At 41.6% G+C, this 23,631-nt stretch carries 23 protein-coding genes and 4 tRNA genes; 9 read left to right on the top strand and 18 right to left on the bottom strand.

Features of this window, described 5'->3' with window-relative positions:
- Positions 1-148: 148 nt before the first annotated feature.
- The 11 genes from HYU97_03685 to HYU97_03635 all read right to left on the bottom strand — a co-directional run bounded on the left by HYU97_03685 (position 149) and on the right by HYU97_03635 (position 8,733).
- Positions 149-223, bottom strand: a tRNA-Asp gene (locus HYU97_03685).
- Between the two features lie 87 nt (positions 224-310).
- Complete coding sequence (locus tag HYU97_03680; GenBank protein ID MBI2335844.1) at positions 311-439, bottom strand: type II toxin-antitoxin system HicA family toxin; 129 nt, start codon at positions 437-439, stop codon at positions 311-313.
- A gap of 25 nt (positions 440-464) precedes the next feature.
- Entirely contained in the window at positions 465-656 is a 192-nt protein-coding gene (locus HYU97_03675) for a type II toxin-antitoxin system HicB family antitoxin (GenBank protein MBI2335843.1), read from the bottom strand.
- Between the two features lie 418 nt (positions 657-1,074).
- A tRNA-Val gene (locus HYU97_03670) sits at positions 1,075-1,147 on the bottom strand.
- A 271-nt stretch (positions 1,148-1,418) separates the two neighbouring features.
- Positions 1,419-2,129: an RES family NAD+ phosphorylase gene (locus HYU97_03665; GenBank protein MBI2335842.1), complete on the bottom strand. Its 711-nt coding sequence runs from the start codon at positions 2,127-2,129 to the stop codon at positions 1,419-1,421.
- Positions 2,113-2,520, bottom strand: a complete 408-nt coding sequence (locus HYU97_03660; GenBank protein ID MBI2335841.1) for a hypothetical protein — start codon at positions 2,518-2,520, stop codon at positions 2,113-2,115. Before HYU97_03660 ends, HYU97_03665 begins: the two co-directional genes overlap by 17 nt.
- A 147-nt stretch (positions 2,521-2,667) precedes the next feature.
- Positions 2,668-5,127 (bottom strand): endopeptidase La, encoded by a 2,460-nt coding sequence (gene lon / locus HYU97_03655; GenBank protein ID MBI2335840.1) that lies wholly within the window; start codon positions 5,125-5,127, stop codon positions 2,668-2,670.
- An 8-nt stretch (positions 5,128-5,135) separates the two neighbouring features.
- Positions 5,136-6,386 carry an ATP-dependent Clp protease ATP-binding subunit ClpX gene (gene clpX / locus HYU97_03650; protein MBI2335839.1) on the bottom strand — a complete coding sequence of 417 codons (1,251 nt, stop codon included), beginning with the start codon at positions 6,384-6,386 and terminating at the stop codon, positions 5,136-5,138.
- A 95-nt stretch (positions 6,387-6,481) separates the two neighbouring features.
- Positions 6,482-7,102 carry an ATP-dependent Clp endopeptidase proteolytic subunit ClpP gene (clpP, locus tag HYU97_03645; protein ID MBI2335838.1) on the bottom strand — a complete coding sequence of 207 codons (621 nt, stop codon included), beginning with the start codon at positions 7,100-7,102 and terminating at the stop codon, positions 6,482-6,484.
- A gap of 96 nt (positions 7,103-7,198) precedes the next feature.
- Positions 7,199-8,500, bottom strand: coding sequence for a trigger factor (tig, locus tag HYU97_03640; protein MBI2335837.1), 1,302 nt, complete (start codon positions 8,498-8,500; stop codon positions 7,199-7,201).
- Positions 8,501-8,648: 148 nt separating this feature from the next.
- Positions 8,649-8,733 (bottom strand) — tRNA-Leu (locus tag HYU97_03635).
- Between the two features lie 166 nt (positions 8,734-8,899).
- Here HYU97_03635 and HYU97_03630 point away from each other — a divergent pair.
- The 4 genes from HYU97_03630 to HYU97_03615 all read left to right on the top strand — a co-directional run bounded on the left by HYU97_03630 (position 8,900) and on the right by HYU97_03615 (position 10,113).
- Positions 8,900-9,178, top strand: coding sequence for a hypothetical protein (locus HYU97_03630; protein ID MBI2335836.1), 279 nt, complete (start codon positions 8,900-8,902; stop codon positions 9,176-9,178).
- 8 nt (positions 9,179-9,186) lie between these two features.
- Positions 9,187-9,543, top strand: coding sequence for a helix-turn-helix transcriptional regulator (locus HYU97_03625; GenBank protein ID MBI2335835.1), 357 nt, complete (start codon positions 9,187-9,189; stop codon positions 9,541-9,543).
- Between the two features lie 69 nt (positions 9,544-9,612).
- Positions 9,613-9,688 (top strand) — tRNA-His (locus HYU97_03620).
- 29 nt (positions 9,689-9,717) lie between these two features.
- On the top strand, positions 9,718-10,113 hold the full coding sequence (locus HYU97_03615) for a hypothetical protein (GenBank protein ID MBI2335834.1): 396 nt from the start codon (positions 9,718-9,720) through the stop codon (positions 10,111-10,113).
- A 119-nt stretch (positions 10,114-10,232) separates the two neighbouring features.
- Here the strand turns inward: HYU97_03615 and HYU97_03610 are convergent, their stop codons facing one another.
- Positions 10,233-11,636, bottom strand: a complete 1,404-nt coding sequence (locus HYU97_03610) for a hypothetical protein (GenBank protein ID MBI2335833.1) — start codon at positions 11,634-11,636, stop codon at positions 10,233-10,235.
- Positions 11,637-11,737: 101 nt separating this feature from the next.
- Here HYU97_03610 and HYU97_03605 point away from each other — a divergent pair, with 101 nt between their 5' ends.
- Positions 11,738-12,574: an alpha/beta hydrolase gene (locus tag HYU97_03605; GenBank protein MBI2335832.1), complete on the top strand. Its 837-nt coding sequence runs from the start codon at positions 11,738-11,740 to the stop codon at positions 12,572-12,574.
- Between the two features lie 126 nt (positions 12,575-12,700).
- Here HYU97_03605 and HYU97_03600 read toward each other — a convergent pair whose 3' ends face one another.
- Positions 12,701-13,852, bottom strand: a complete 1,152-nt coding sequence (locus HYU97_03600) for a hypothetical protein (GenBank protein ID MBI2335831.1) — start codon at positions 13,850-13,852, stop codon at positions 12,701-12,703.
- Between the two features lie 89 nt (positions 13,853-13,941).
- Between HYU97_03600 and HYU97_03595 the strand changes: the two genes are divergently transcribed.
- Positions 13,942-15,273, top strand: coding sequence for an NAD-dependent malic enzyme (locus HYU97_03595; GenBank protein MBI2335830.1), 1,332 nt, complete (start codon positions 13,942-13,944; stop codon positions 15,271-15,273).
- Here the strand turns inward: HYU97_03595 and hisC are convergent.
- On the bottom strand, positions 15,270-16,319 hold the full coding sequence (hisC, locus tag HYU97_03590; protein MBI2335829.1) for a histidinol-phosphate transaminase: 1,050 nt from the start codon (positions 16,317-16,319) through the stop codon (positions 15,270-15,272). The genes HYU97_03595 and hisC overlap by 4 nt on opposite strands.
- An 80-nt stretch (positions 16,320-16,399) precedes the next feature.
- Here hisC and HYU97_03585 point away from each other — a divergent pair, with 80 nt between their 5' ends.
- A complete protein-coding gene (locus tag HYU97_03585) occupies positions 16,400-16,714 on the top strand; it encodes a hypothetical protein (GenBank protein MBI2335828.1) in 315 nt (104 codons plus the stop codon).
- A 239-nt stretch (positions 16,715-16,953) separates the two neighbouring features.
- On the opposite strand, the gene HYU97_03580 is transcribed toward HYU97_03585, so the two are convergent.
- The gene (locus HYU97_03580) at positions 16,954-17,214 is read right to left on the bottom strand and encodes an AbrB/MazE/SpoVT family DNA-binding domain-containing protein (GenBank protein ID MBI2335827.1); all 261 of its coding nucleotides are present in this window, start codon (positions 17,212-17,214) and stop codon (positions 16,954-16,956) included.
- A 201-nt stretch (positions 17,215-17,415) separates the two neighbouring features.
- Here HYU97_03580 and HYU97_03575 point away from each other — a divergent pair, with 201 nt between their 5' ends.
- Together HYU97_03575 and HYU97_03570 are read left to right on the top strand one after the other, a co-directional pair.
- Positions 17,416-19,974 (top strand): hypothetical protein, encoded by a 2,559-nt coding sequence (locus HYU97_03575; protein ID MBI2335826.1) that lies wholly within the window; start codon positions 17,416-17,418, stop codon positions 19,972-19,974.
- A gap of 15 nt (positions 19,975-19,989) precedes the next feature.
- On the top strand, positions 19,990-21,381 hold the full coding sequence (locus HYU97_03570; protein ID MBI2335825.1) for a hypothetical protein: 1,392 nt from the start codon (positions 19,990-19,992) through the stop codon (positions 21,379-21,381).
- A 3-nt stretch (positions 21,382-21,384) separates the two neighbouring features.
- On the opposite strand, the gene HYU97_03565 is transcribed toward HYU97_03570, so the two are convergent.
- The 3 genes from HYU97_03565 to HYU97_03555 all read right to left on the bottom strand — a co-directional run bounded on the left by HYU97_03565 (position 21,385) and on the right by HYU97_03555 (position 23,519).
- A complete protein-coding gene (locus HYU97_03565) occupies positions 21,385-21,939 on the bottom strand; it encodes a hypothetical protein (protein MBI2335824.1) in 555 nt (184 codons plus the stop codon).
- A gap of 253 nt (positions 21,940-22,192) precedes the next feature.
- On the bottom strand, positions 22,193-22,789 hold the full coding sequence (locus tag HYU97_03560; protein MBI2335823.1) for a hypothetical protein: 597 nt from the start codon (positions 22,787-22,789) through the stop codon (positions 22,193-22,195).
- On the bottom strand, positions 22,764-23,519 hold the full coding sequence (locus tag HYU97_03555) for a nucleotidyl transferase AbiEii/AbiGii toxin family protein (GenBank protein MBI2335822.1): 756 nt from the start codon (positions 23,517-23,519) through the stop codon (positions 22,764-22,766). The genes HYU97_03560 and HYU97_03555 overlap by 26 nt, the downstream gene beginning before the upstream one ends.
- Between the last annotated feature and the right edge of the window lie 112 nt (positions 23,520-23,631).

Here is a 23,631-nt window from a genome sequence, read left to right as displayed (position 1 = left end):
GTTCGCAGAAGCAAAAGCAATGAAGTGATTAACGGGGCTCGAATCTATGTAGCAGGCAAACACCAGCCAGTGGCTGGTGGCAAACTGCGAAGCGTATACGGGAAATTATCCGAGCTTGCTGTAAGCTCGCAAAACCACCATACGATTGCGGAGACGACGGGGTTCGAACCCGCGACCTCCTGCGTGACAGGCAGGCGTTCTAACCAAGCTGAACTACGTCTCCATTCAACAAAAGCTTACAGCACCTATAATAAATAATTTTAATTTCCAAGGGTAAATTTAATCATCCATTAATATAAAATTACTATTTTTACTTTTCGAATAAACGTTTGGAAAGCCCTGCTTGACGGATAATGGATCGAAGCGTCCCTACTTTTAGTTCTCGATGATTGGGAACAGGAACAGTAATAGTGGCTCCATCCGCAAGTTTAACCAACACTTACCTCGAGTGAAGTAACGTAAATTTAGGAATGAAGACGATTCGTAATTTCTAAAGGCCTGGCCGTTTCAAAAAAAAGCTCTATGGCTTCAGTTAAGTTCTTACGTGCCTCTTCAATGGTGTCCCCTTGACTTGCAATATCTAGCTCCGGGCACAGAGCCACATAACCACCCTTTTCATACTCTACGACTGCGGTTAATTTTAATGTTTTACTCACAAAAGCAATATAACAGAGAATGCCCTAAAGGTCTAGTTGAACCTCTGATTCGAAAACTACCAATTGATCCTTATTTGTGGGCACTGTAGGGCTCGAACCCGCGTAGCAGGCAAACACCAGCCAGTGGCTGGTGGCAAACTGCGAAGCGTATTCTTCTGAAATAATGCACGATTTGTCATTGCGAACCCTGCACCAGCAGGGTGAAGCAATCTCACTTGGGCCAATTGAGATTGCTTCGCCCTACTGGGCTCGCAATGACAGAGAAGCGATTTCAACTGCCGTTTTTAGGATGAAGTGATTAACGGGGCTCGAATCTATGTAGCAGGCAAACACCAGCCAGTGGCTGGTGGCAAACTGCGAAGCGTATACGGAAAATTATCCGAGCTAGCTGTAGGTCCGCAGAAGCCCAAAATACCTGTGGGCACTGTAGGGCTCGAACCTACGACCCCCGGCTTGTAAAGCCGATGCTCTTCCAACTGAGCTAAGTGCCCTAATGGCTTATTAAAACCCCGCTCACTTACTAACAAGTCCTCTGTATAGGCTACAGCTTGCTTCGGCTTATGGGCTGCGAGTGCGTCAGATTTCGCAAAAAGTCCTCGACGTACCCCGGGTACGCCTGCGGGCTTTTTGCTCATCTTCCTTCTCTCGCCACATAATCCTCGCAATCTGTAGCCTATACAGAGAACTTGTTAGTAGCAGTAGGAAAATCAAACCGTCAAGCAATTTGGGAATCTCTTATGAGTAAGCGTTTGTCACACGTGCTTAATCTAGTTTGTAAGTTTCTCCTTCTGGAAATACTTTCACACTGTTTTTCTTTAGTTCACATTTTACATATTTTAGATGACCAAAATCTTTTTGGATGGCCTCTTTATTAAAAATAGGAACCCCAAAGCCTTTTTCATCCCGTGCCGATGGTGCTCTTAATATCTGTGCTCCTTTTGAATGAAAATGTTCGGCCAGTTTTTGACAATAAGGATATCCAGAAGAATCTTTGGAAACGAGTTTGCGATGATTGAGAACCTTATGACGGATCAAATCTCCACAATATTTCGATTGTGCATATAAATGTATCACCCTGCGGGTAATTTCTAAAAAACCATTTCTTTCTAGCTCTTCTTTATAAAAATGATTTTTGGCGTGATAAAGAGCCTCTTTTAAAGCCGTGACTTCTGATTCTGCTGTATAAAGCACTCCCCAGCTTCCATTCGAAAAACGCGAGGCATACCAATTTCCAGGTTTAAACTTCTTAGAAATTTCCTCTTGGATCATTTGACAAATAGATCTTTGCAAAATCCTTTCGATAGGAGATTGAACGGCAACCATTTGAGGATCATCGTAGTAAAATTTCTTTAAGACTTCCTGCGCTGTTTGAGAAGGCGCGATGTCATTGGTAAGTTCCAGGCTTGGATCAAGGCCAGCAATATTACGAAAAACATTACCCTGGTAAGAAGTAAGTTTAACGGGTTCTTTCATAATCGAGGTAGAATCGGATGGCATGGATTCCTTCTTTTCCATCTTCGAGCATCACCTCAAGCGCAGAATATCCGCCGAAACGTTCTCGTTTCACTGTGACCCACTCATAAACCGCATCTAGATTGTGTGGGAAAAGGATTCGAAGGGATTTATGAATGTTGACTAAATCAACGATTCTCTCCAGTTTGTCACGATCATTATCAAGAATTGTATTTCCGTTTCGTAGGCTATCCAGCGTGGTTCTTTTTTCTTTGTAATTCCATCCCAAGAGTTGGGCCTCTTCTTCTCTTTTCAATTGCCACTTTTGTGTGAGATTAAAGAAAGTTTGGGCGAGTATACCCCGTATTTTCTCAGAACCAAATTCCGTTTTTGTGATGGCATCTAATTCCATGGCTAAAGCTTAGCCTGTCATAAATGTATAATCAACCATAAATATGTTTATGATAATTAACTATATGAATTTATTTATTATTATTTAAGTATATTTAAACAATTAAAGAGAATTAGACCCGCTTCACGCGAGCTAGGCTAAGACACCTCAGTGATGTGTCAGAATGGGTGGCTGCTTAACCTCGGGCTTATCTGAAATACTCAACCCGCCTATTTCTGTTTTAGGATAAAGCAATTCTTGTAAAGGGTCTGCCTCTAGAATGTCTTTAAATATCTTTCTGCCTTCGGCTGGGTCCAAAACTAAGGCCTTAGTCAACACCTCATCCATTTCATCAACAGGAATAACTTGAACTTCTTTTAAAATTCGTTTGGGGATTTCTTGTAAATCTTTTTTATTCTCTTTGGGAATAATAACCATTTTGATACCTCCACGATGGGCGGCCAACATTTTTTCTTTAAGCCCCCCAATGGGCAGCACCTTGCCCCGCAAGGTAATTTCACCAGTCATCGCAACATCTTTATTGATGGGGATCTTTAACAATGCCGAAGTAATCGCCGTAGCCATGGTAATACCCGCTGAAGGCCCATCTTTAGGAATGGCCCCCTCCGGCACATGGATATGCAAGTCAATCTTTTGATAACAATCTTTATCGAGCCCAAAGACAAGTGACTTTGATCGCACCCAGCTCATGGCCGCTTGCGCCGATTCTTGCATGACATCGCCCAGTTTTCCGGTAACAATCAATTTGCCCTTACCTGGCATGATGGTCACTTCGATACTCAATAAATCTCCACCCAGCTCTGTCCAGGCAAGCCCGGTGGCAATACCCACTTCGTTGCTTTCTTCGGCTCGACCCACTTTAAATTTCGGGATGCCCAAATATTTATTCACTACGCCAGGGGTGACACGAATTTTTTTGTCTTTCCCCTCTTCCACCACATAACGAGCCGTCTTACGACAAACCGTAGCAATCTCCCGTTCCAGGTTTCGCACCCCTGATTCTTTGGTATAATGACGAATGATATTGTAGAGACTGGTTACAGGAAACTCAATGTTAACTTCGGTTAGGCCATGCTCTTGAACCTGTTTTTTAATTAAATATTTTTGGGCAATATTGACTTTTTCTTCTTCAGTATAACCTGGGATGTGAATAACTTCCATTCGATCGCGCAACGGGAGAGGAATATTATGCAAACCATTGGCTGTGGTAATAAACATCACCTTGGAAAGGTCATAATCTAAATCCATGTAATGATCGTTAAAACAATTATTTTGTTCGGGGTCTAATACCTCTAACAAGGCACTCGAAGGGTCTCCTCTAAAATCCATGCTCATCTTATCGACTTCATCCAACAAAAAGACGGGGTTGCTGGTCCCTGCCTTTTTCATGCTTTGAATGACTTTACCCGGAAGTGCGCCAATGTAGGTTCGACGATGACCACGGATCTCTGCCTCATCGCGCACCCCACCCAAAGAACAACGCACAAACTTACGCCCTGTGGCGCGGGCAATACTACGAGCCAAAGAAGTTTTACCAACCCCGGGAGGGCCCACAAAACAAAGGATAGGGCCTTTCATTTTATCAACCAACCCACGCACCGCTAAATATTCTAAAATTCTTTCTTTGACCTTGTTAAGCCCGTAGTGATCTTCGTCTAAAACTTTTTGTGCTTCTTTGATATCAATGCGATCCTCAGAAAACTCTTGCCACGGCAAGCTCATGATCCAATCAATATAATTACGCACCACGGTGGCTTCAGCCGACATGGGTGACATCATTTTAAGTTTTTTAATTTCTTTTTTAACTTTAGCGGTCGCCTCTGCCGAAAATTTTTTCTTTTTTAATTTTTCTTCGAGTTCTTGGATCTCACTTTTAAACTCATCGCGTTCACCCAACTCTTTTTGAATGGCTTGCATTTGTTCGTTGAGGTAATATTCTTTTTGCGTTTTCTCCATTTGCTTTTTAACGCGGGTGCGAATCTTCTTTTCGACTTGAAGAATTTCAATTTCACCCTGCATGAGTTCATACAAACGTTCCAGCCGTTCAGCGGGTGATTCAATTTCTAAAATTTTCTGTTTATCAGGTAGTTTCAAAGTTAGATGAGAAACAATGGTATCGGCAAGCCTCGCCGGCTCTTCAATCGCAGAAACCGAAACCAACATTTCAGGGGGAATACGTTTATTGAGTTTAACGTAAGTTTCAAAGGTTGATTTAACTGAACGGATTAAAGCCTCAACTTCAATGGTTACATCATTGTTTTCATAAATTTCTTCGACTTCAACCAGGAAAAACTCTGTGTTTTCGACATAACGCAAAACTCGCGCTCGTTTCTTGCCCTCTACCAACACCTTCACCGTGCCATCGGGCAAACGCAACATTTGTATAATCGTGCCCAAGGTACCTATTTTATAAACATCTTCTTGTTTGGGATCGTTGGTCTTGGCGTTCATTTGCGCAACGAGCAAAACGTCTTTTTCAGAATTCATCGCATCTTCAAGGGCATTGATCGATTTTTCTCGACCCACAAACAGTGGCACTACCATGTGGGGAAAGATAATGATGTCGCGCAAAGGCAATAAAGGTACTAATTTGTTGTTAATTTCCATGGGTTCCTTTAAGCGGATTCTACCTTTTTCTCATAAACGACTAAAGGCTGTTCATGTTTGGTAAAACAGTCTTCGTTAACCACAACTTCTCGAATGCTACTTTGTGAAGGCAATTCATACATGATATCAAGCATCACATTCTCAAGGATACTACGCAGGCCCCGGGCCCCTGACTTCCTCTTTAAAGCTTCTTTAGCAACCAACCGTAACGCCCCATCGGTAAAACGAAGTTTGACCTTTTCAAAATCAAACAACCGTTGATATTGCTTAACTAAGGCGTTTTTTGGTTTTGTCAAGATGTCAACCAAGGCTTCTTCGTTTAATTCGCTTAAAGTGGCGACAATGGGTAAGCGCCCAATAAATTCTGGGATTAAACCAAAGCGCAATAAATCCTCCGGCTGAATCTCACCCATAAGCTCACCAAAATTGCGCTCTTGCTTTGACTTGATATCGGCGCCAAATCCCAACGTTTTTTCACCCAAACGACGCACAATAATATCATCGAGGCCTACAAAAGCGCCCCCACAAATGAAAAGAATATTGGTGGTATCAATTTGAATATATTCTTGTTGAGGATGCTTTCTTCCACCTTTGGGTGGCAAGCTGGCAACGGTGCCCTCAATGATTTTCAATAGGGCCTGTTGTACCCCCTCACCTGACACGTCGCGGGTAATAGAAGGGTTTTCACTTTTTCTAGAAATTTTATCGATCTCGTCGATGTAAACGATGCCACGCTCTGCCCTAGCCTTATCATAATCAGAGGCTTGTAAAAGATTGAGAATAATATTTTCGACATCTTCACCCACATAACCTGCTTCGGTCAAAGTGGTTGCATCGGCAATGGTGAAAGGGACATTAATGATCTTGGCTAAGGTTTGAGCCAATAAGGTTTTACCCGACCCAGTAGGGCCAATGAGTAGAATATTGCTTTTTTGCAACTCAACATCGCCAGGGATTTTACTCTCGATACGTTTATAATGGTTGTGCACCGCCACCGACAAAACTTTTTTGGCACGCTCTTGCCCAATCACATATTCATCGAGCATTTTTTTAATTTCAGCTGGTTTGGGAATCCCTGAACGGGTTTTTAGTAAAGTTTGTTTGTTGGCTTCTTCGGCAATAATGTCATTACAAAGTTCAATACACTCATCGCAAATATAGACAGCCGGGCCCGCAATGAGCTTTTTAACTTCGCGCTGTGACTTTCCACAGAAGGAACAACTTAGATTGGTTGGATCGTCCAAATAATTCTTTGCCATACCTCTTGAACCTCCTTAAGCTTAGTTTCAGTATCTCTACTTTTAAAGAAACTGTCAAGAAACCTTAATGTTTGTAAGGAATTTGCTGCTTTGCGTTACTTCGTTTCAGGAGGCTTTTTACTTTTATCTTTGGAACGATATATCACTACTTCATCGATGATGCGATATTCTCTAGCTTCTTCTGCACTCATAAAAAAATCGCGATCGCTGTCGACCTCGATTTTCTTTAAAGGCTGTTTGGTGTGCTTAACAAAAATATTATTAATCAGCGCTTGCAGCCGAGTAATTTCTTTAGCTTGAATAGCAATGTCAGCCGCTTGCCCTTGCGCGCCTCCCAAAGGTTGATGGATCATGATTCGGGAGTGAGGTAAGGCAAAGCGTTTTTTCTGAGCCCCAGCGGCTAATAGCACGGCCCCCATCGATGCAGCTTGCCCAATACAAATAGTCGAAACATCTGCCTTGATATATTGAATGGTGTCGTAAATGGCTAGCCCTGCGGTAATAGAACCACCGGGTGAATTGACATAAAGAAAAATATCTTTGTCGGGATCTTCGGATTCTAAAAAAAGTAATTGGGCAATAATAAGATTTGCCACATCATCATTAATGGCCGAACCCAAAAGCACCACCCGGTCTTTTAGCAAACGAGAATAAATATCATAAGAACGTTCCCCGCGATGGGTTTGTTCAACAACAATAGGAATTAAAACGGACATAATTGACAGCCCTCATCATTAATTGTCATATATGGATCCCGGATCGGAGTCCGGGATGACGTAACACCGTCATGCCGGACTTGATCCGGCATCCATTCATTCATTGCGATCCATACTTTTTTCTTTAACCTCAGCTTTAGCCAAGAGATAGTCAAAGACTTTTTCGCCTATTATCTGATTAATTAAGGCATTGAGCAAATTGTTTTCTAAATAATATTTTTTTACAGCTTCAGTGGGTTGGTTGTATTGCTTGGCTATGGTTTCTAAACGTTGATTCAATTCTTCTTGAGAGATTTCTATTTTTTGCTGTTTAGCAATGGAATCTAAAATTAAAAAACCACGGATTCTTTTGGTCGCCACTTCTTTATTTTTATCTTTAAATTGCTCAGGGGTTAAACCCACTTGCTCAGGGGTTAGTTTTCGGCTCTCTAAATCGCGCACGGCTGAACGATACATATAATCGATCTCTCGCGCCACCATGGCTTCGGGAATTTCAAATACGTTCTTTTGTAAAAGATATTCCATGGCCTGATTAAACAATTCAGAATTCTGTTGTTTGGTTTTGGCCTCGTGGATTTTCTTTTGAATATCTTCTTCTAACTCCTTTAAACTTTGAAAGGGTCCCACATCTTTAGCCAGTTCATCATCTAGGGCAGGCAATTCTTTTCTTTTGTGTTCTTTAACCGTAATTTCAAATTGGGCTTTTTTACCTGCATAATTGGCATTGGCATAATCGGCCGGGAAATTGACATCTATGGTTTTGGTTTCACCTTTTTTAATTTCTAATAAACCATTTTCAAAATCGGCTAAATAATAACCCAGCCCCAATTCTATGGTAGAATTGGCAGCGCTGAGATCAGAAGGATATTCACCTGCTATTGAACCTTTGTAATCGATAGTCAAAAAATCACCCTTCGTAGCCGCAATGCCTTCGGCAACCGGCACTAGAGTCGCAATGGCATTTCGCAAATGTTCGATTTCTTTTTCAATCTCTTCACGGACTACTTGAAGCTCTGATTTGGTAAGGGCTATACCTTCATAACCCTTAGCTTGAACTTCGGGTTGGACCTCAACTTCGGCCGCAAAACTCAAGGGTTTACCCTCTTCTAATTTTAAATCAGTAAATTGAGGATAAGACACCGCCAACACTTGGTGTTCTTGAATGGCTTTAGCGTAAGAGTCTTCGAGAAGCTTTGAAATGACATCGCGTTCAACGCGCCCAGCATATTCTTTTTTCAAAATTGACAAAGGTGCTTTGCCCTTACGAAAGCCTTTAATAGAAACTTTTTTATTTAAATCTTCGTAAGCCTTATCGACCTCTTGGGTATAATGATCGTAGGGAACTTCGATCGATAACTTCTTTTTAATATCGTTAACTTTTTGAATCTCAACTTTCACGAATGACTCCTATATTTTAGATGCGAAGCTTTTTCAAAACCGGATGAGATACGAGGCGGCTGGCTGAGTGCGACGCAGGCGTACTTTTAGTACGTCGAGGAGCAACGAAGCCAGCCAACGACGTAGATCGCCGGTTTTGGAAAAGCGTTGGTGGGCGAAGAGAGACTTGAACTCTCACGGGTCACCCCACAGGATTCTAAGTCCTGCGTGTCTACCAGTTCCACCATTCGCCCTTTCCACCACGGGCTATCCAATTTGAACAGCCCTTTGAGTCTCTCGGCTTTATCAGCATCAATCGTGGTAGACAAGGGGTATCTGCATGAAAATACAACTGCTAAGTAATATTATTTTAAATGGTTTAGCTCTTGACTATATGGCATAAATGCCATATAGTCCATCATGTCTTGGACAGTTCGATACCGTAACACAAAACAGATAGAAAAGGCTGTTTTCAAGATGAGGCCATCGGTACGAAGAGCTTTTGCTGAAGCTATCTCTGATCTGATTGAACAGGGGCCACGACCTTATGGCTGGCATACTAAAGAACTTCAGGGGAATTATAAAGACATGATGAGTTTAAGGCTCGATATTCGGCATCGTATGATTTACTCGGTTTTTTCAAAATCATTGCTGATTGAAATTGTTGAAGTAACTACCCGAGAAAATGCCTATAAATAGGAGTATTTATGACCATTTACATTTCAACAGAAAAGGGAAACATTAAAGTAATTCCAACTTTTCATATATCACGCTTGGTAAAGAAAAAAATTGAAGAATCTCTTCGGATGGCCGTGGAAGATGTTAAGCCTATCGAACCGTTACTTGAAAAGATTAAAAGGGAAGACCCACTTATCGGCTCTCCCCGCAGTGCTCTCATGGCTTATATAACGGGTCAATCCTTGACTCAAAAAAGACTTGCTCAAAAAACAGGTATATCCCAAGCTGATATTTCAAAAATGATCCATGGCAAACGTCCTATTGGGCCTGCAGTTGCCAAGAAACTTGGAAAGGCCTTGGGCGTTAGTTACCATAAATTTCTGTGATCTTGACTAGCAATCTTCAACTCTTGACTTTTCAGGAAAATCGCCACATATCCCACCCTCTGTAAAATGGTGGCTATAGCTCAGTTGGTAGAGCTCTGGATTGTGATTCCAGCTGTCGCGGGTTCGAGCCCCGTTAGCCACCCCATTGCTCTTGCTTCTGCGAGGAGATGACTTATGACATCTAATTATCGTGCTTATTTCAAAGTATTCACCGTTATTGATTTCCTTTTTGCCTTGCCGTTACTACTTTGCACGCTAATGGCGTTGATTGTACCCTTTACCGAAGAAGTACGGCCTGATCAAAAATTAGCCGGCATAATAACCTTGTCGATCATTATTATTCCCTCTTTTTTAATGGGAATTTCTTTCTTATTTGGAAGTATAGGGTTGGCCAAACGTCGGATGTGGGGTTATTATGCACATATTGTAGCTAGTTTTATCATTGCCTTAACTTGTATAGGAATTGTGTATACTATTTTCACTATCAAGTTCTTTTTTAATCCGAAATTTCGAGCTGAATTTGCACTTTCCTCTCCAGAACCACTATTTCCAATATGGCCAAAAAATTAACCCCTGGCAGTCTCATGATGAGTACACTCTAAAAATTGCGGACTGTTCAAGAATGAATTTAAAAAATTATCTCTAAGGAAATGTTTTTTTCGAAGCTTATTTTGAAATTGAGGCATCCTTCAATCAGCGGTGATTTGGAAACTCGTTTGACTATCAATGTCGATGGCAAATAATATTTCACCACTGGATAGAAAAGCCCCATCGCTCGTATTCGCCAAAAGATGGTCGCCCGCTAATTTTACCGAATGCACCCCTGCACTTCGATGAAAAATGCTATTTTGACTAAAACCAATTAAATCTAACTGGAAGAGATCTTGATAAATGGCATAGTAGGCCTTGTTTTGGGCAAGATCAAAGGCCAAACGAGAACTAGACACGGAGGGTTCCTCCCCCAAATCAGAGGTAGAAAACTTTTTAGGGTTTGGTGTCGTTAGATCATAAAAGACATGTAACTGAACGTGGGTGGTTTCTACCAAATCAGGATCCGATTGAAGGTCACTTAACTGTTTGGCAGTTAAATCCCCTTCAAAAACAAAGAGAAACTCTCCGTCCGAGCTATGCTCAAGAAAAAGATACTCATTAGATCCATCAATGCTATTGAGGGTAAAAATATTTTTAGCATTATTGTTTAAATTAATGAGCACGATCCCCTTCTTTTGGCCAACTACACTTGCGGCTACTAAGTCTAACTCAGGGTTCACCTCCCAATGATCGATTAATTCAAAATCATCGCCTAAGGTACTTACATCGAAGATCTTCTGGATCTGGCCGGTTTGTAAATGAATAGAAAACAAGGCCTGGCGATCAAGGTTTTCATAAACTAGAAGGTTACTTTGTTTATTCAAGCCATAATTCGAAGCACTCTCGGGTAACTGTTTCACTAACTGCGGTACAAAATTTTGAAAGGATGTTTTATATAATTGGTTGGAATCTTTTAGCCAATAAAGTTCTTCTGCCTGAGAATTAACAAACATCTCTTCATGAATAAAGCTGCCTATCTTGTAGAAAGTAAAGTCATCCACATGATCATCAACCACAGTAAAATAAACTATGCTACCATCTCGTATCACCATCGCATCGGCTGTTAGCAAATAATTAATATGGAGAAAGTTGTTTGTGTAAAAAAGGATAGGTTGCCCATTTGCGTCGAGAATATGAATTGTTTCTACGGGATCTTGGCTCACCAAACTTTTTCGATATAATTCGCTCCCCGTAGCACTCGCTGATGAAAGCGTCGTAAAAAAATAAACATACTCACCGGAGGCCGTTACAATAAAATCAACGATTTCTCCTTCGGCTAATTTTTCAGTTTTACCATTAGTAAAAGAGGTTTTAAACAAAGCCGGCGCGTCTTGTTCTGCATTATATCGTTGTGTGGAATAAACCACAACCTCTTGATTGGGAACTGCCAAATAGTGTTTGATATTAAAAGGGGCGGGGGTTCCAAAATCAAGGCCACAGCCACAACCCGCAAAACTTATAGTTAAAGCTAATAAACAAAAAATTGATAAAATGTTTTTCACGGGTCACCTCAACCTTTTTCGCTTTGGCCCCCCGCTCCCACTGTTATCGACCGACAACTATGCTTGGTTGCGTGGGTAATTTATGTTAGGGATTTTCTCCCATGCCTGATTTTAAAGTCCGATTGAAAAATGGATTAACTCGTGGATGTTCTTGGGGGAAACCAAAAGGCATCCCTATTCTAGCCATTCATGGTTGGCTAGATAACGCCCATTCTTTTTTGCCATTGGCAAAATTATTGCCTGAGTTTCATTGGCTCGCCCTTGATTTGCCTGGCCATGGCAAGTCGGGTTTTAAGCCTGCTGGTAATATTTATCATTTCATCGATTGGGTTGCTGACTTGTGGGAAGTGATTCACCATTTTCGTTGGAAAGAATTTTATTTAGTCGGTCATTCTTTAGGCGCCTCAATTGCAGTTTTTTTACCTGGCCTTTTCCCCGATAAAATCAAAAAATTATTATTATTAGACGGGTTGGGGCCCATGACAAACGAACCTGAAGAATTACCAAAAACACTTAAAACCCATTTAGCCAAGCTTCACCAAACTCGAAACAACCGAAAATTTTTTAAAGATTTAGAAGATGCCGCAAAGCATCGCATGGAAAAAGGTGAACTTAACTTCGCGAGCGCACAATGCTTGGCCAACCGAGGCGTGGTAAAATCACCGCAAGGTTATTACTGGCGTTACGATCCACAGCTAACCCTACCCTCGCCTGTGCGTTTAACCGAAAACCATGTCAAAGCCGTGTTGCATGAAATTCAATGCCCTACTCTCTTTTTATATTCCAACCAGGCTGAACTTTATTACCAACAAACTTTGAATCGCCGCAAACATTGGATCAAAAAATTAACGGCCCAAAAAATCAATGGCTCGCATCATTTCCATTTGGATGATCCAGAGGGTATTGCGGAGATAGTAAAAGAATTTTTTATGTCATGATGACTTCTGTCATTGCGAACCCCTTGGGGGTGAAGCAATCCCCTCTGTTTAACCGGTGAGATTGCCACGCTCGCCAACGGGGCTCGCTCGCAATGACAGGGAGCCCGGTCGGGTCCATATATGACATTATAGACGAAAAGTCTGATACTCTCCAGGCTGGCAAGGAAATCCGAAGATAATTTTAATTTCTTGTGCAATGGGGTCTAGAATTGCCGAACATAAGGTGTCACCTGTGGCCGAATGATGGCGGCAAATACTACGTTCGCTGCCCTTACCCCCATTATGATCGGCCAATAAACTACGGATGTCTTGATCAGAATATTTTTTTTGATAATCAATAATCTGTTGGTAACGATTTTCACGGCCGATGTTGTGATCGTGCACCCCTAAACCGCGCATCATTTGTTTGCCCCGTGCGTTCAAGGGAATTTCACAACATTCCATGTCAGCATCAAGATATTTATTAAAACTGCGCAAAATAGGGCTGCTGGCAGAACGATAACGCTTGCGAGTACAAGAAATTTCGGCTGCGGCTCGATTACCTTTTTTGTCAATAAGGGTCACAATAGAACCATTGGGCACTGGAGTTTTTTCGATCAAATGAATGGCCTCGGGCACATCTTGGCTGCGGTTTAAGCATTCTTGAATAAGCAAAGTAATGGGCAAAGCAGTACCTATTTTAATATCGGTGGCATAAGCATGATTGAGGGTAATGGCTAAACCTGCTTGGTTAATGCCACCAATGCAGCCTAGAATGGGCGGATAACCCATCACCAATGATGGATAGCCATGATCGGGTAAATTGCGTTTTAAAAAAATAAATTTGCCAAAGGCAGCGGGGAAATCGTGATTATAACCGGTTTTAATATGACCATCGGTGGTTATATCAGAAGAAAAAGCCAGCGATGAACAGCCTAAACTAAAAGGGATCTTGCTCGCCAAAATTTCAACGGCATTGACCCCATAAATTAAAAATTTGTCTTGGCCAAAGCCATCGGCCAAGCCTTGCAGGTGTTCGACTAAATTGTCTCCTTCAAAATCACGCAGTAACTTTTCATGATAAGAAAAATATTTTTTCCCATAATTACGGAGAGAAATTCGATAAAACCCTTTAGGCAAATAGGCATAAAGCGCTGATTTAAGGCTGAAAACCTCGCGAATGGTTTCTACTAAGCGATTCATTTGAATGGCATAAAATTTACCCTGCTGAAGCCCCCGTTCATAGCCAGAACCACGAACTTCTAAAAACCGCTCAATCTCCATACCATTTTTATGCATAAGAAGGTTTATTGTACTCAAGAAAAAAACAAAAGCGCAACTATCAAATTGACTAATTCTTTGGCAAATGACAGAAGACTTACGTTCTTATGTCCACTAAGCGCAAAATCATCCGCACCTTGCGTTGTAAAAATAAAAAAAACATTGGAGTTTTGGCTGCCCTCATTAGCACCATGAGTGCTTTAGGTGCTGATATTGGGGATATTAAGACAGTAAAGTTCGGCGAACTCTTTAACTTTCGTGACATAAGTATCTTAATTGACAACGAAGATCACTTAAATACCATCGTCCAAGCGGTTCGCAAATTGCAAAACGTCGAACTCGAAGCCGTCATTGATGATGTGCTAGAGACTCATCGCGGTGGTAAGATTGAAATCCACAGCCGGGCCGAAGTAAAATCGATTGAAGATTTACGCAAGATTTACACCCCAGGGGTGGCCAGTGTTTGTAATTTGATTTTTCAGGAACCTAAAAACGCACAAACTTATACCTCAATCGGTAAAAATGTCGCTTTAATCACCAACGGTAGTCGAGTGTTGGGTTTGGGCAATATTGGCGCTGTGGCTGCCATGCCCGTGATGGAAGGCAAGGCTGCGCTCTTCAAACAATTCACGGGCTACAACATGATTCCCATTCTTTTAAATACCCGCGATGTTGAAACCTTTATCAGCACCGTTGAAACCATTGCGCCGACTTTTTCAGCCATTCAATTAGAAGATATTAGTGCACCCCATTGTTTTACGATTGAAGAGCGTTTGAAAAAATCACTGCCGATTCCTGTGATGCACGATGATCAACACGGCACCGCGGTGGTTGTTTTGGCAGCCCTCATCAGCACATGTAAAATTATGAACCATGATTTGAAAAAATTAAAAGTTGGGCAGATCGGATTGGGGGCAGCAGGCCAGGCCATGTCGAGTCTCATTATGAAGTATAGCGGTAATACCGTTTTAGGCACTGATTTAGGCGAAACCGCCGTCCAACGTTTTGAAAGCCAAGGCGGGGTTTCTTCAAGCTTAAATGTCATTATGAATGAATGTGATGTGGTGATGGCAACCACAGGCCGGGCTGGCCTTATCAAACCTAGTATGATCAAAAAAGGTTCGATTATTTTTTCACTTTCAAACCCTGAACCCGAAATTACCATTGAAGATGCCATGAAGGCGGGGGCTGCTTTTGCCAGTGATGGTAGCCGGGTCAATAATTTATTAGGCTATCCGGGAATTTTTAAAGGTGCACTCGAGGCCAAAGCTTTTACGATTAATCAAGAAATGCTTATTGCCGCCGCAGAAGCCCTAGTGAGCGTCACCCCCGAAGGCGACGTAATCCCCGACGTGCTCGATCAAGACGTTCACACCACCGTGGCCAAATGGGTGATGAAAGCCGCAATTCATACTAAAGTCACCCAAGATTTCAATTAAATAGCCTGCTTTAATATCTTAATAAATTGATCATTTTCTTGCTTGGTTCCGATGCTTACCCGAAGGCAATGACTTAATGTATCACTGGAAATTTCTCGAATGAGGATGCCTTTTTTGACTAACTTGGCAAAGGTGCCAGGTGCGTCATTCACCTTGAAAAGAAGAAAATTAGTTTGTGAAGGAAAAACTTTTACCGAAGGGATTTGTTGCATGGCCGCAAAGACGCGTTTTCTTTCTTGGGTAATTTCACGGATGTTTTGTTTGACGAGCCCAGGATAATCTAAGGCTATTTCAGCAATACAGGCGCTAATACCGCTTAAACAATAAGGCATCAGCACTTTAACCACTTGGCTAGTGATGGATTCTTGGGCCACTAAATAACCCACACGCACCCCACCTAAGCCGCAGGCCTTACTAAACGTTCGCAAGATGACAAGGTTAGGATATTGTTTAACCCAAGGCAGTAATGTTTCCCCTGAAAATTCAGCATAGGCTTCATCGATCACAACTAACCCGGGGGCGGATTGCAAAACTTTAAATAAAAATTCTTGAGTAAAAGGGTTACCCGTAGGGGCATTGGGGTTGGCCAAAAAAACTAAATTGGGTTTTTCGGCTTCAAGCTTTGATAAAAATTCAGTTTCATCTAAGCTAAAATCGCACTTAGAAAGTGGCACTTTAATCACTTGGTTCTCAAACAATTTTGCTTCGATCTCGTAGACTGAAAAAGTAGGTTCAACCACCATAACCTTGCCACGAAAGGCGCAAGCCGCCACCAACGCTTGCACCAACACATTAGAACCGTTGGTGATCAATAATTGCTCAGGAGCAATTTTGAGGCGCTTCGCCAATTTATTTTTCAAAGCAAAGGGCTCATATTCTGGGTAGCGATTAAGGGGTAGTTTTTTTAAGGCGGCCAAGACCTTCTTTTTTAATGCCGGGCTAAGGTCTAAAGGGAATTCATTTTGATTGAGTTTGATTTTGTGGCGATATTTCTTGAGGGTGTAGGCCTTGGTTTGTAAAATGCTGTCACGAAAATAGGCATTCATAAAGGTTTTTTTCCTTAACACAGGGTGCACACAACAGCAATAATCACTTTTTCCGATAACGAGGGGGTAAAGGTTTATTTATGAGCACTATTCATAAAATAGATTACGTCCCCCGACCTGATCGGGGGATCAAGTCGGGTAATGACAATGCGGCCAAACCTAAGCCCACTCATCCTATTGATACCGAGACCCCCTTAACCACTGGCCCTATCGATACTTTTACGGTTGAAACCCTGCGCAATACCCTGGGCGAAATGCAGGAACTTTATGATAAAAATCGCCGGGGTGAACTTCAAGTAAAAGATGAAAGCCTACTGGTTGAACTAGAGTTTCATATCGACCAATTAGCCGACACCCTCCAAGCCCTCGAAACCGAGATTAAGAATAAAGCCTAAATTAAAATGAGGTCAAAAGTAAAAAATCCTTGGGTCGAATAATCTTCGCACCCTTATATCCAGAAACCTTGAGAAGTTCTTTGGGAATGTTGAAAAGTGAACTTCCTGTCATCCCTGCGAAAGCAGGGATCCAGTAATTTCAAATACTTCTGGATTCCCGCCTCCGCGGGAATGACGTGTTTCAACACGCCCCCAAAAGATCCCTGAAATTAAAACATTTGTGTCAAGAATAACCCGCATTAAGATTTTCGAACCTTTTTGATAGCCTGGATCACGTCTTTCTTGTGGAGATGGGCCGACCGTGCCTGCCCACGCGCCGCCGAGATCAATTCTTCAAAATCTTGATCCGACGGGGGAGTAATGGCCTTTAAGATAACAACATCTTTCTGACCTAAAACAACAAATTGAGCCCCTTCTTTCAATCCGAGTTGATTCCGTATGATTTCGGGAATAACAACTTGGCCCTTTGATGAAAGTCTGGTTGTAGCAATGGATTCCATAACACCTCCTAATCTTACTGGTAAGATTATATCTTTTTTAAGATTACGTCAATGAGGAATCTTTTTTAACATTGTTCAATGAAATGTCACTATTGTTTAATAAAAATACATTAGGATCATATTAATTGAATAAATATTTACCTAATATGCAACTTCAAAACCTAATGGCATCGATAACTTCCATGAACAGAAGGATTTTATATGTCTATGGTAAGTTCCACAACCGCTTATAATAGAACCCAAACCGAGGGCGCTGCTGGCTACGGCGCTTATAACCGTGCCTCGGGAGAACCAAGCTCTTCCGCCCCCGCTACCCCCGAACAAATCCAAGCCTGGAAGGCATGGCTAGAAGAAGCCCTGGTTTACCGTCAACAAGCCAACCCCGATGAAATTCAACAACTCGATGAATGGATTAAATGGACCTCTGAACAATTACAAGCTGCAAGTAGTGCACAGGGGGCTGTACCCGATCAAAATTATCAACCTAGCTATCAAAATCCCAACGGCCTACCCCCTGACCCCAATGGCCTCATGTCAGGGCCGGCCAACAATTATATAGCTAATCAGGGTGAAAACCAACTCAGCGTTCGCTTCCCTGACCCCAGCAACAATTATGCAACTTATGTATGGGGCGATAAGTTGGATCTTTATATTAACTATGCCGATGCAAAGACCACCATCACCGCAGGGGTGGATCCTTTAACGGGTGAACCCACCACAATTATTACGGTCACGAGTGCTTCCACGGGGCAGAGCAAAGTTTTTTATGTGATGGATAGCGAAACTGAAATTAATGTGCATGCCGTACGCAGTGAACGCTCAGTCACCCAAACCGGCGATATAGCTAATCCAATTACCGTCAAAGATTTTAATGAAGAAACCATTGCCGAAGCGGTTAATCCAAATACCCCAACTCGCAGCGAGGGTGAAGACGATGCTTTAGTGAATCACTTTGAAGCTGGTAAACTTGATTACGTTGTCGAGGGAGCTGGCCCCGGCACTGATGTTATTTATGGATTAGAAGTCAATTTTGTTAATGTTCCCCCTTCTGCCTCGATTGAAGTGGAAGATAGTACCTACAACGGCAAAGCGGCCATTAAACATACCATTACCTATGCCGATGGTCATAAGAAAGAAATCTACGTTATCAAAAGAAATACCGGCACCGAGGGTGGCCAAGTTATCAATTGGCATTATGTTACCAAAGACCAATTTGTGAATTTAACGGACGATAAATTAGAAGCTATCCAAAAAATTGGCGAGGAAGAAAACGCCATTGCTTTCAACTATCATGGGAAAGTGATGGAGGAAGAAGAAGTTGCCCCAGCTTATCCTGGTGACGCAACCCCAACTCGCATCGATGATAATGGATACGCGATTTATGATCGAGAAGAAGATGTGACTCTCCACCCGAATTTCGATGACGATGTCAATGTTCATGAAATTACCGCAAAGAACGTAACCATCATCAAGGAAAGTTTTTCAAATATGGTGGTCGTTTCAAAAAGCGATAACTGGTATATCATCGCTGTTGTAGGGAAAAATGCCAAGGGTGAAACAAGGGTTGAGTATTATAAAGTAAAACCATCGGTTGTTAAAAGCGTCGTCCTTGGTTTTGAACAAGATCAAAAAATGCACCCAAATCTTCCTATTTGGAATGATCCTATCATCAAATTTGCAGGTGAGTCCGGTGAAGTGGAATATCCTGCGGCTGTTACCAACCTTCTCAATTTCTTAAAGACAAATAACCCGGATCTTACAGAAGAAAAAATTATTGAAGCCGCAGAAGCCAATGGCATTACACTTGAACAACTTCAAAATCCTCCCATGCCGCCTACAAGAGAGTGGCTAAAATTTTTAGAAGCCATCGATCCCGATTTCAAACTTGCCTCTGACCGATTGAGAAGTGCAGAGGGTAATCGAAGAAGCGATCCTGGTCTTTTGGCAACGATGCGTGACAGGTTAGTTGAATTGTTAAAACAAATTTATCCTAATAGAGCTGAACAAATCAATACTGCACCAGACAACCTTGTGCAAGGAAATGGAGCTGCAGCCAGCGAAATTGATGAATCAAGTGAGGCAAGAATTTTTGAATTTGCAGGCGCATACTATAGCATTTTCGTGCAAAGCCCTGGTGGTTTTAAGATTGAAGAATCAGATTATCACACCCCATCTGGTGAAGAATCACAAGCTATTGCTGATACCGATGCTGCCCAGGCAGAATTTGAGCAAGAAAACTCCGGAGCTACTCCTCCCATGATCGTAAGTTTGACTAATGCATCAGGAAGTAGTGAAGAGGAAATTTATACAGCACTTTACAAATTTTTCCCAGAACTTGACACCAATGGCAATGGAGAAATTAGTAAAGCCGAAATAAGAAAAGCCATTGCTGATAAAAAATTCCCCCCTGCATTTGACAGTTCAAATGGCCCTTCCCACACGCTGAAAAAATTCCTAATCCGGATTTCATCTCCACTTAGAGACAATCTTCAAAAATACACAGAACTGAGAATTGAAGATCCTGAAACCCCAGGAGTGGGCGCCGCCGCATGGCTAAACGCAGTTCAAGCGTATGCTACGTTGTTAAATATTCTTTACCCCAGTGAAAATATTAGGCCATACGGATCCGATGATGATGATATCCGATTTGGAAATTCCTGGGCCGATGTAATTCACAATACACCTGGCAATGTAGTTGTAGTTGGTGATGAAGAAAGTTATGCCAATGTTCTAAAATGGGATGTTAAAAATGATGGTTGAGATAAAGGATAATTCATGGCTGATCAAGTAAGAACCAATCCATCTACTGAGAATATTTATCCTCAAGAAACCGAATCTATCGATGAGGATTATGGTTTCGAAGAAGTCGAAGAAGTAGTAGAAGAAGAAGCTGAACTTGAAGATTCCTCTGAAGTTTCTGAAGATGGCTTTGCCATTGACGATGGTGAAAGTTTAGAAAGCGTTGAGCAGGGCAATATTCCACTAACCAAAGAATCGCTGCGTGCCAGGCTCGAAGAGCTTTATCATTCTTTTAAAGAACAGCTTTCTAAAGAAGATTGGAAAAAGTTTGTCGTTGAATTTAACAAAATCTGGCGCAAGGCTACGGTTCCTAATGTAAGTTACTCAACCCTTTTCCAACTCAACCTCGCCACTGCAGAATTAGAAGCCAATTATATTGAAATACTCACCGCAAGTCAGGAACCCGCTGAAGATGAACTTGATTTAGCAGTCGAACCCACTGAACCTGAATTAGCAGAAAATGAATCTGCTGATACGGCTGAAAAAGTTGCCGATACCGCCCCTACCCGCAGTGAAGATGGCAAAGATTATTATGAAAACGAAGCTGGCGTGAGTCTTCATGCCTCTTTTGAAGGTGGCAAAAGAAGTTTCATCCGTACCCAAGGTGCAACTGACATTTATGCCCAAAATGCCGACCGAGTCGAAATCACTCAACAAGCTGATGGCAGTTACCAAGTCATTGCTTATCAGGGGAAATTTTCACATCGCTTTATGGTAAATGCAGCAAGCATTAATTTGCACGCCGACGTTACCAAAACCACTTACAATGGCGAAAATTATTACGGTGGCATTGACCCCAAGCTTCACATGGATGGCGAAGAAGAGGCCAAACCTAGTTTTGATACCATCCCCATGATTCAAAAGCTCCAAGCTTTGCTCCCTGAAAAAAGTGCAGAAGATATTTTTAATTTGATTAATGAAAAATTGGGCGATCTTATCCCCAGCGATTATAAAGAAGAAGGTGGCTTGACTTTGCAGGGTTTAAAAAAGGCCATTCAAGATGGGGCCTTCCCTCCCCCCGACCCCGTGCGATTAGGCCAACGCCTCATCACTTTCTTTACCGAAATCGACGCTGGCCTTGCTAAACAATATGAAGAAAATGCCAGCACCAAAGGCTGGCGCAAGGTGGAATGGATCACGGATCGGGTGGTCGAATTTTTGAGGGCGTTCGGTTATGAGGCTGAAGATGTGGTGGATAGCAAAACCACTGGGAAAGTCTATCAAGTAGATGTAGATACTCTTGCGAATGCATGGGGGAGATTTGATGAAGACCTTGATAATATCCGCGTTCGAGTCAATGGCGAATGGAGAACCGTTGATATTGTATCGGAGCGCGGTTCTGGATGGAAACCTCAATTTTCAACTTAGAATTTAATTTGTTTCCATCAGTTTATTAAATTGGTGAAGAATTCTAAAATCTTCCGCCTGTTCACAAATTTTTTGAATCCACTTGTGGAGATATTTCAAATTTAGTTTTTCTTTATGTCGCATCACAATAGATTCGACATCGAGCAAATCTTTAGGGCGACCCGGAATAAGCTTTAATAAAATAAGATCTTCAGGGGAAGGAAAAGACATCTTTTTATTAAATAAACTCAATCTTTTTTTCCTGCTGAGTGCAGACTTTTCAAGCTCAGTGGAAGCTAAAATCACATCGACAGGGAGTTCTTGACAAAAGAAACGAAAACTCCCAAAGGTTTGCACATTTTTTAATGCTTCCGCAAAATTTGTTTTAAATTTGGCTTTTTTAATTTTTTTAAGAAATTCGGGAACGGCTTCTTTGCTAATAAAAAGATCTAAATCAAGGTCTGAGGTAAAACGCGCTTCTCCTAACACTCCAACGGCGATCCCTCCTAAGATTAGGTACTGAATTTTATTTTTTTCTAAGAAGGAAATTGTCTTGAGCACCAAAGATTGGAAGGTCACAGTTTAGGCTCGCCTAGAAGAAGAATGAATTAATTTATTAATTGCAATAGGAAGTGGACGAGGATTTGCGTTTTTAAAAAATTTACCAAGACTAAGCAAAGCCTCCAACATTCTAACCCCCTTCTTAAGGCTTAGATTCTTTAGAAAAAACCCGCGCTCTTGTTTGGCTTTTTTATTGTATAAAATGGGATTTGAAATCATCATCTACCTGTTTTCATTTCGACCACAAGCATACCAAAAAAGCCATTTAAATTCAACATGCGGTGACCCCTTCTTTTCTTAGCCAATTTTCAAGCCTCATTTCAACAGCCCTCCGTAAATTATGATAGGGAATTTTTTTGACAAATTGGAACAGCTTACGGTGAGAAAAAGATTTAGGAAAATGGAGTTCTGGCAAGAACTTAAATCGTTGCCCTTTCCTTGCTGAAAAATAGGCACAGTCAAAGAGGGCCTTTTCGGGTGAAGCAATGAGAAAATCCCCTTCTTCTTGATAATATTCATAACCTACAAACAAAGCATGATTCATTTGATGAATCACATAATTTGCTGCCGGGGTTTTGATTTTCTTAGTCATGGCAGTAGAAACTACATCAACCACTTGAGGGATCTGCTCGATCATTCCATGAAGGTGCAGGGCAGTAAGCATCGAAATGGCGGCAGGATGAGGCCTGGTTAAAAAGGGCGTTACTAAATAAATATGAAATTGAGGACTTTGAGTGTCAGCCCAAAGACCTTGATAAAGCCTAGTTATCCGTTTTTTTGCAGCTAACCGACGAAGCATTTGACTGGCAGAAGTTATGCTAACATTGGCAAGCATTGAAAATTCACGAGTGGTAAATACCAAATACATCTGCCACTGCCTTCTGCATTTTGACCCAAACTTCTTTCAGGCCAAGAATTTGTTGATCTTCTTCCTTAAGATAAGCAACCACGGCTTCATGATATTCTTTAAAAGAGAGGGCCCAAACTCGCTCGGTCGCTTGTTGGCAAACATTTTTACCAACCGAAACCCTCCATGCCTCTGGGAGAAATGAAATAAGCTGATAAAGGTCAAAGACATCTCGCGCTTGCACCTCTGTTCTACCAGCTAAAGCTTTTATTTTTTGCTCAAAAGCAGTTTCTGCAGAATAATGTTGAACCACTATGGGGGCCAAACGATAGGTGCGTAAGATTGTGTCTTCTACCTTTTCAAAGGCATAACCCTGATTAAACCCACGCCTTGAAAATTCAACCTTGGTGAAAAGATCTAACCTACTTTGGGTATGAAGATGAATTTTAAACCTCTGGGTCGTTGTGGTTTGCTTAGCTGACTGTAACGAAGGGGGAATGATTTGTGTAACCCCATAGACCTTCATAGGTGTTGCAATCGCTTTTAAAGTTCTTAGCACATTTTTTTGCACTGATTCTAGGGAAGCTGTCATAAGATCTAAATCCATATCTTCAGAATAACGTGAGCTTTTGAAAAAAAATCGAAGATTGACCCCTCCCTTTAACACCACAAGCTTTGGGTCGAATTTACGAAAGAATTCCTGCAGGAAGAGAAGATGAAAAATTTCTCGTATTTGTAAGGGTAAAAACATCTTATTTTATTATTATATTTTATTGATTATTAAGTCAATAGAATATAATAATATACCATGGGATCAGCTTGGGGGGCAGATCTTATGGCTTAAAAATGCGTGCTTTTTAGAG

It is taken from the genome of Deltaproteobacteria bacterium, from assembly GCA_016183235.1.
In the GTDB taxonomy this organism is placed as follows: Bacteria; UBA10199; UBA10199; order DSSB01; family JACPFA01; genus JACPFA01.
This window is presented reverse-complemented; position numbering and strand designations above follow the sequence as displayed.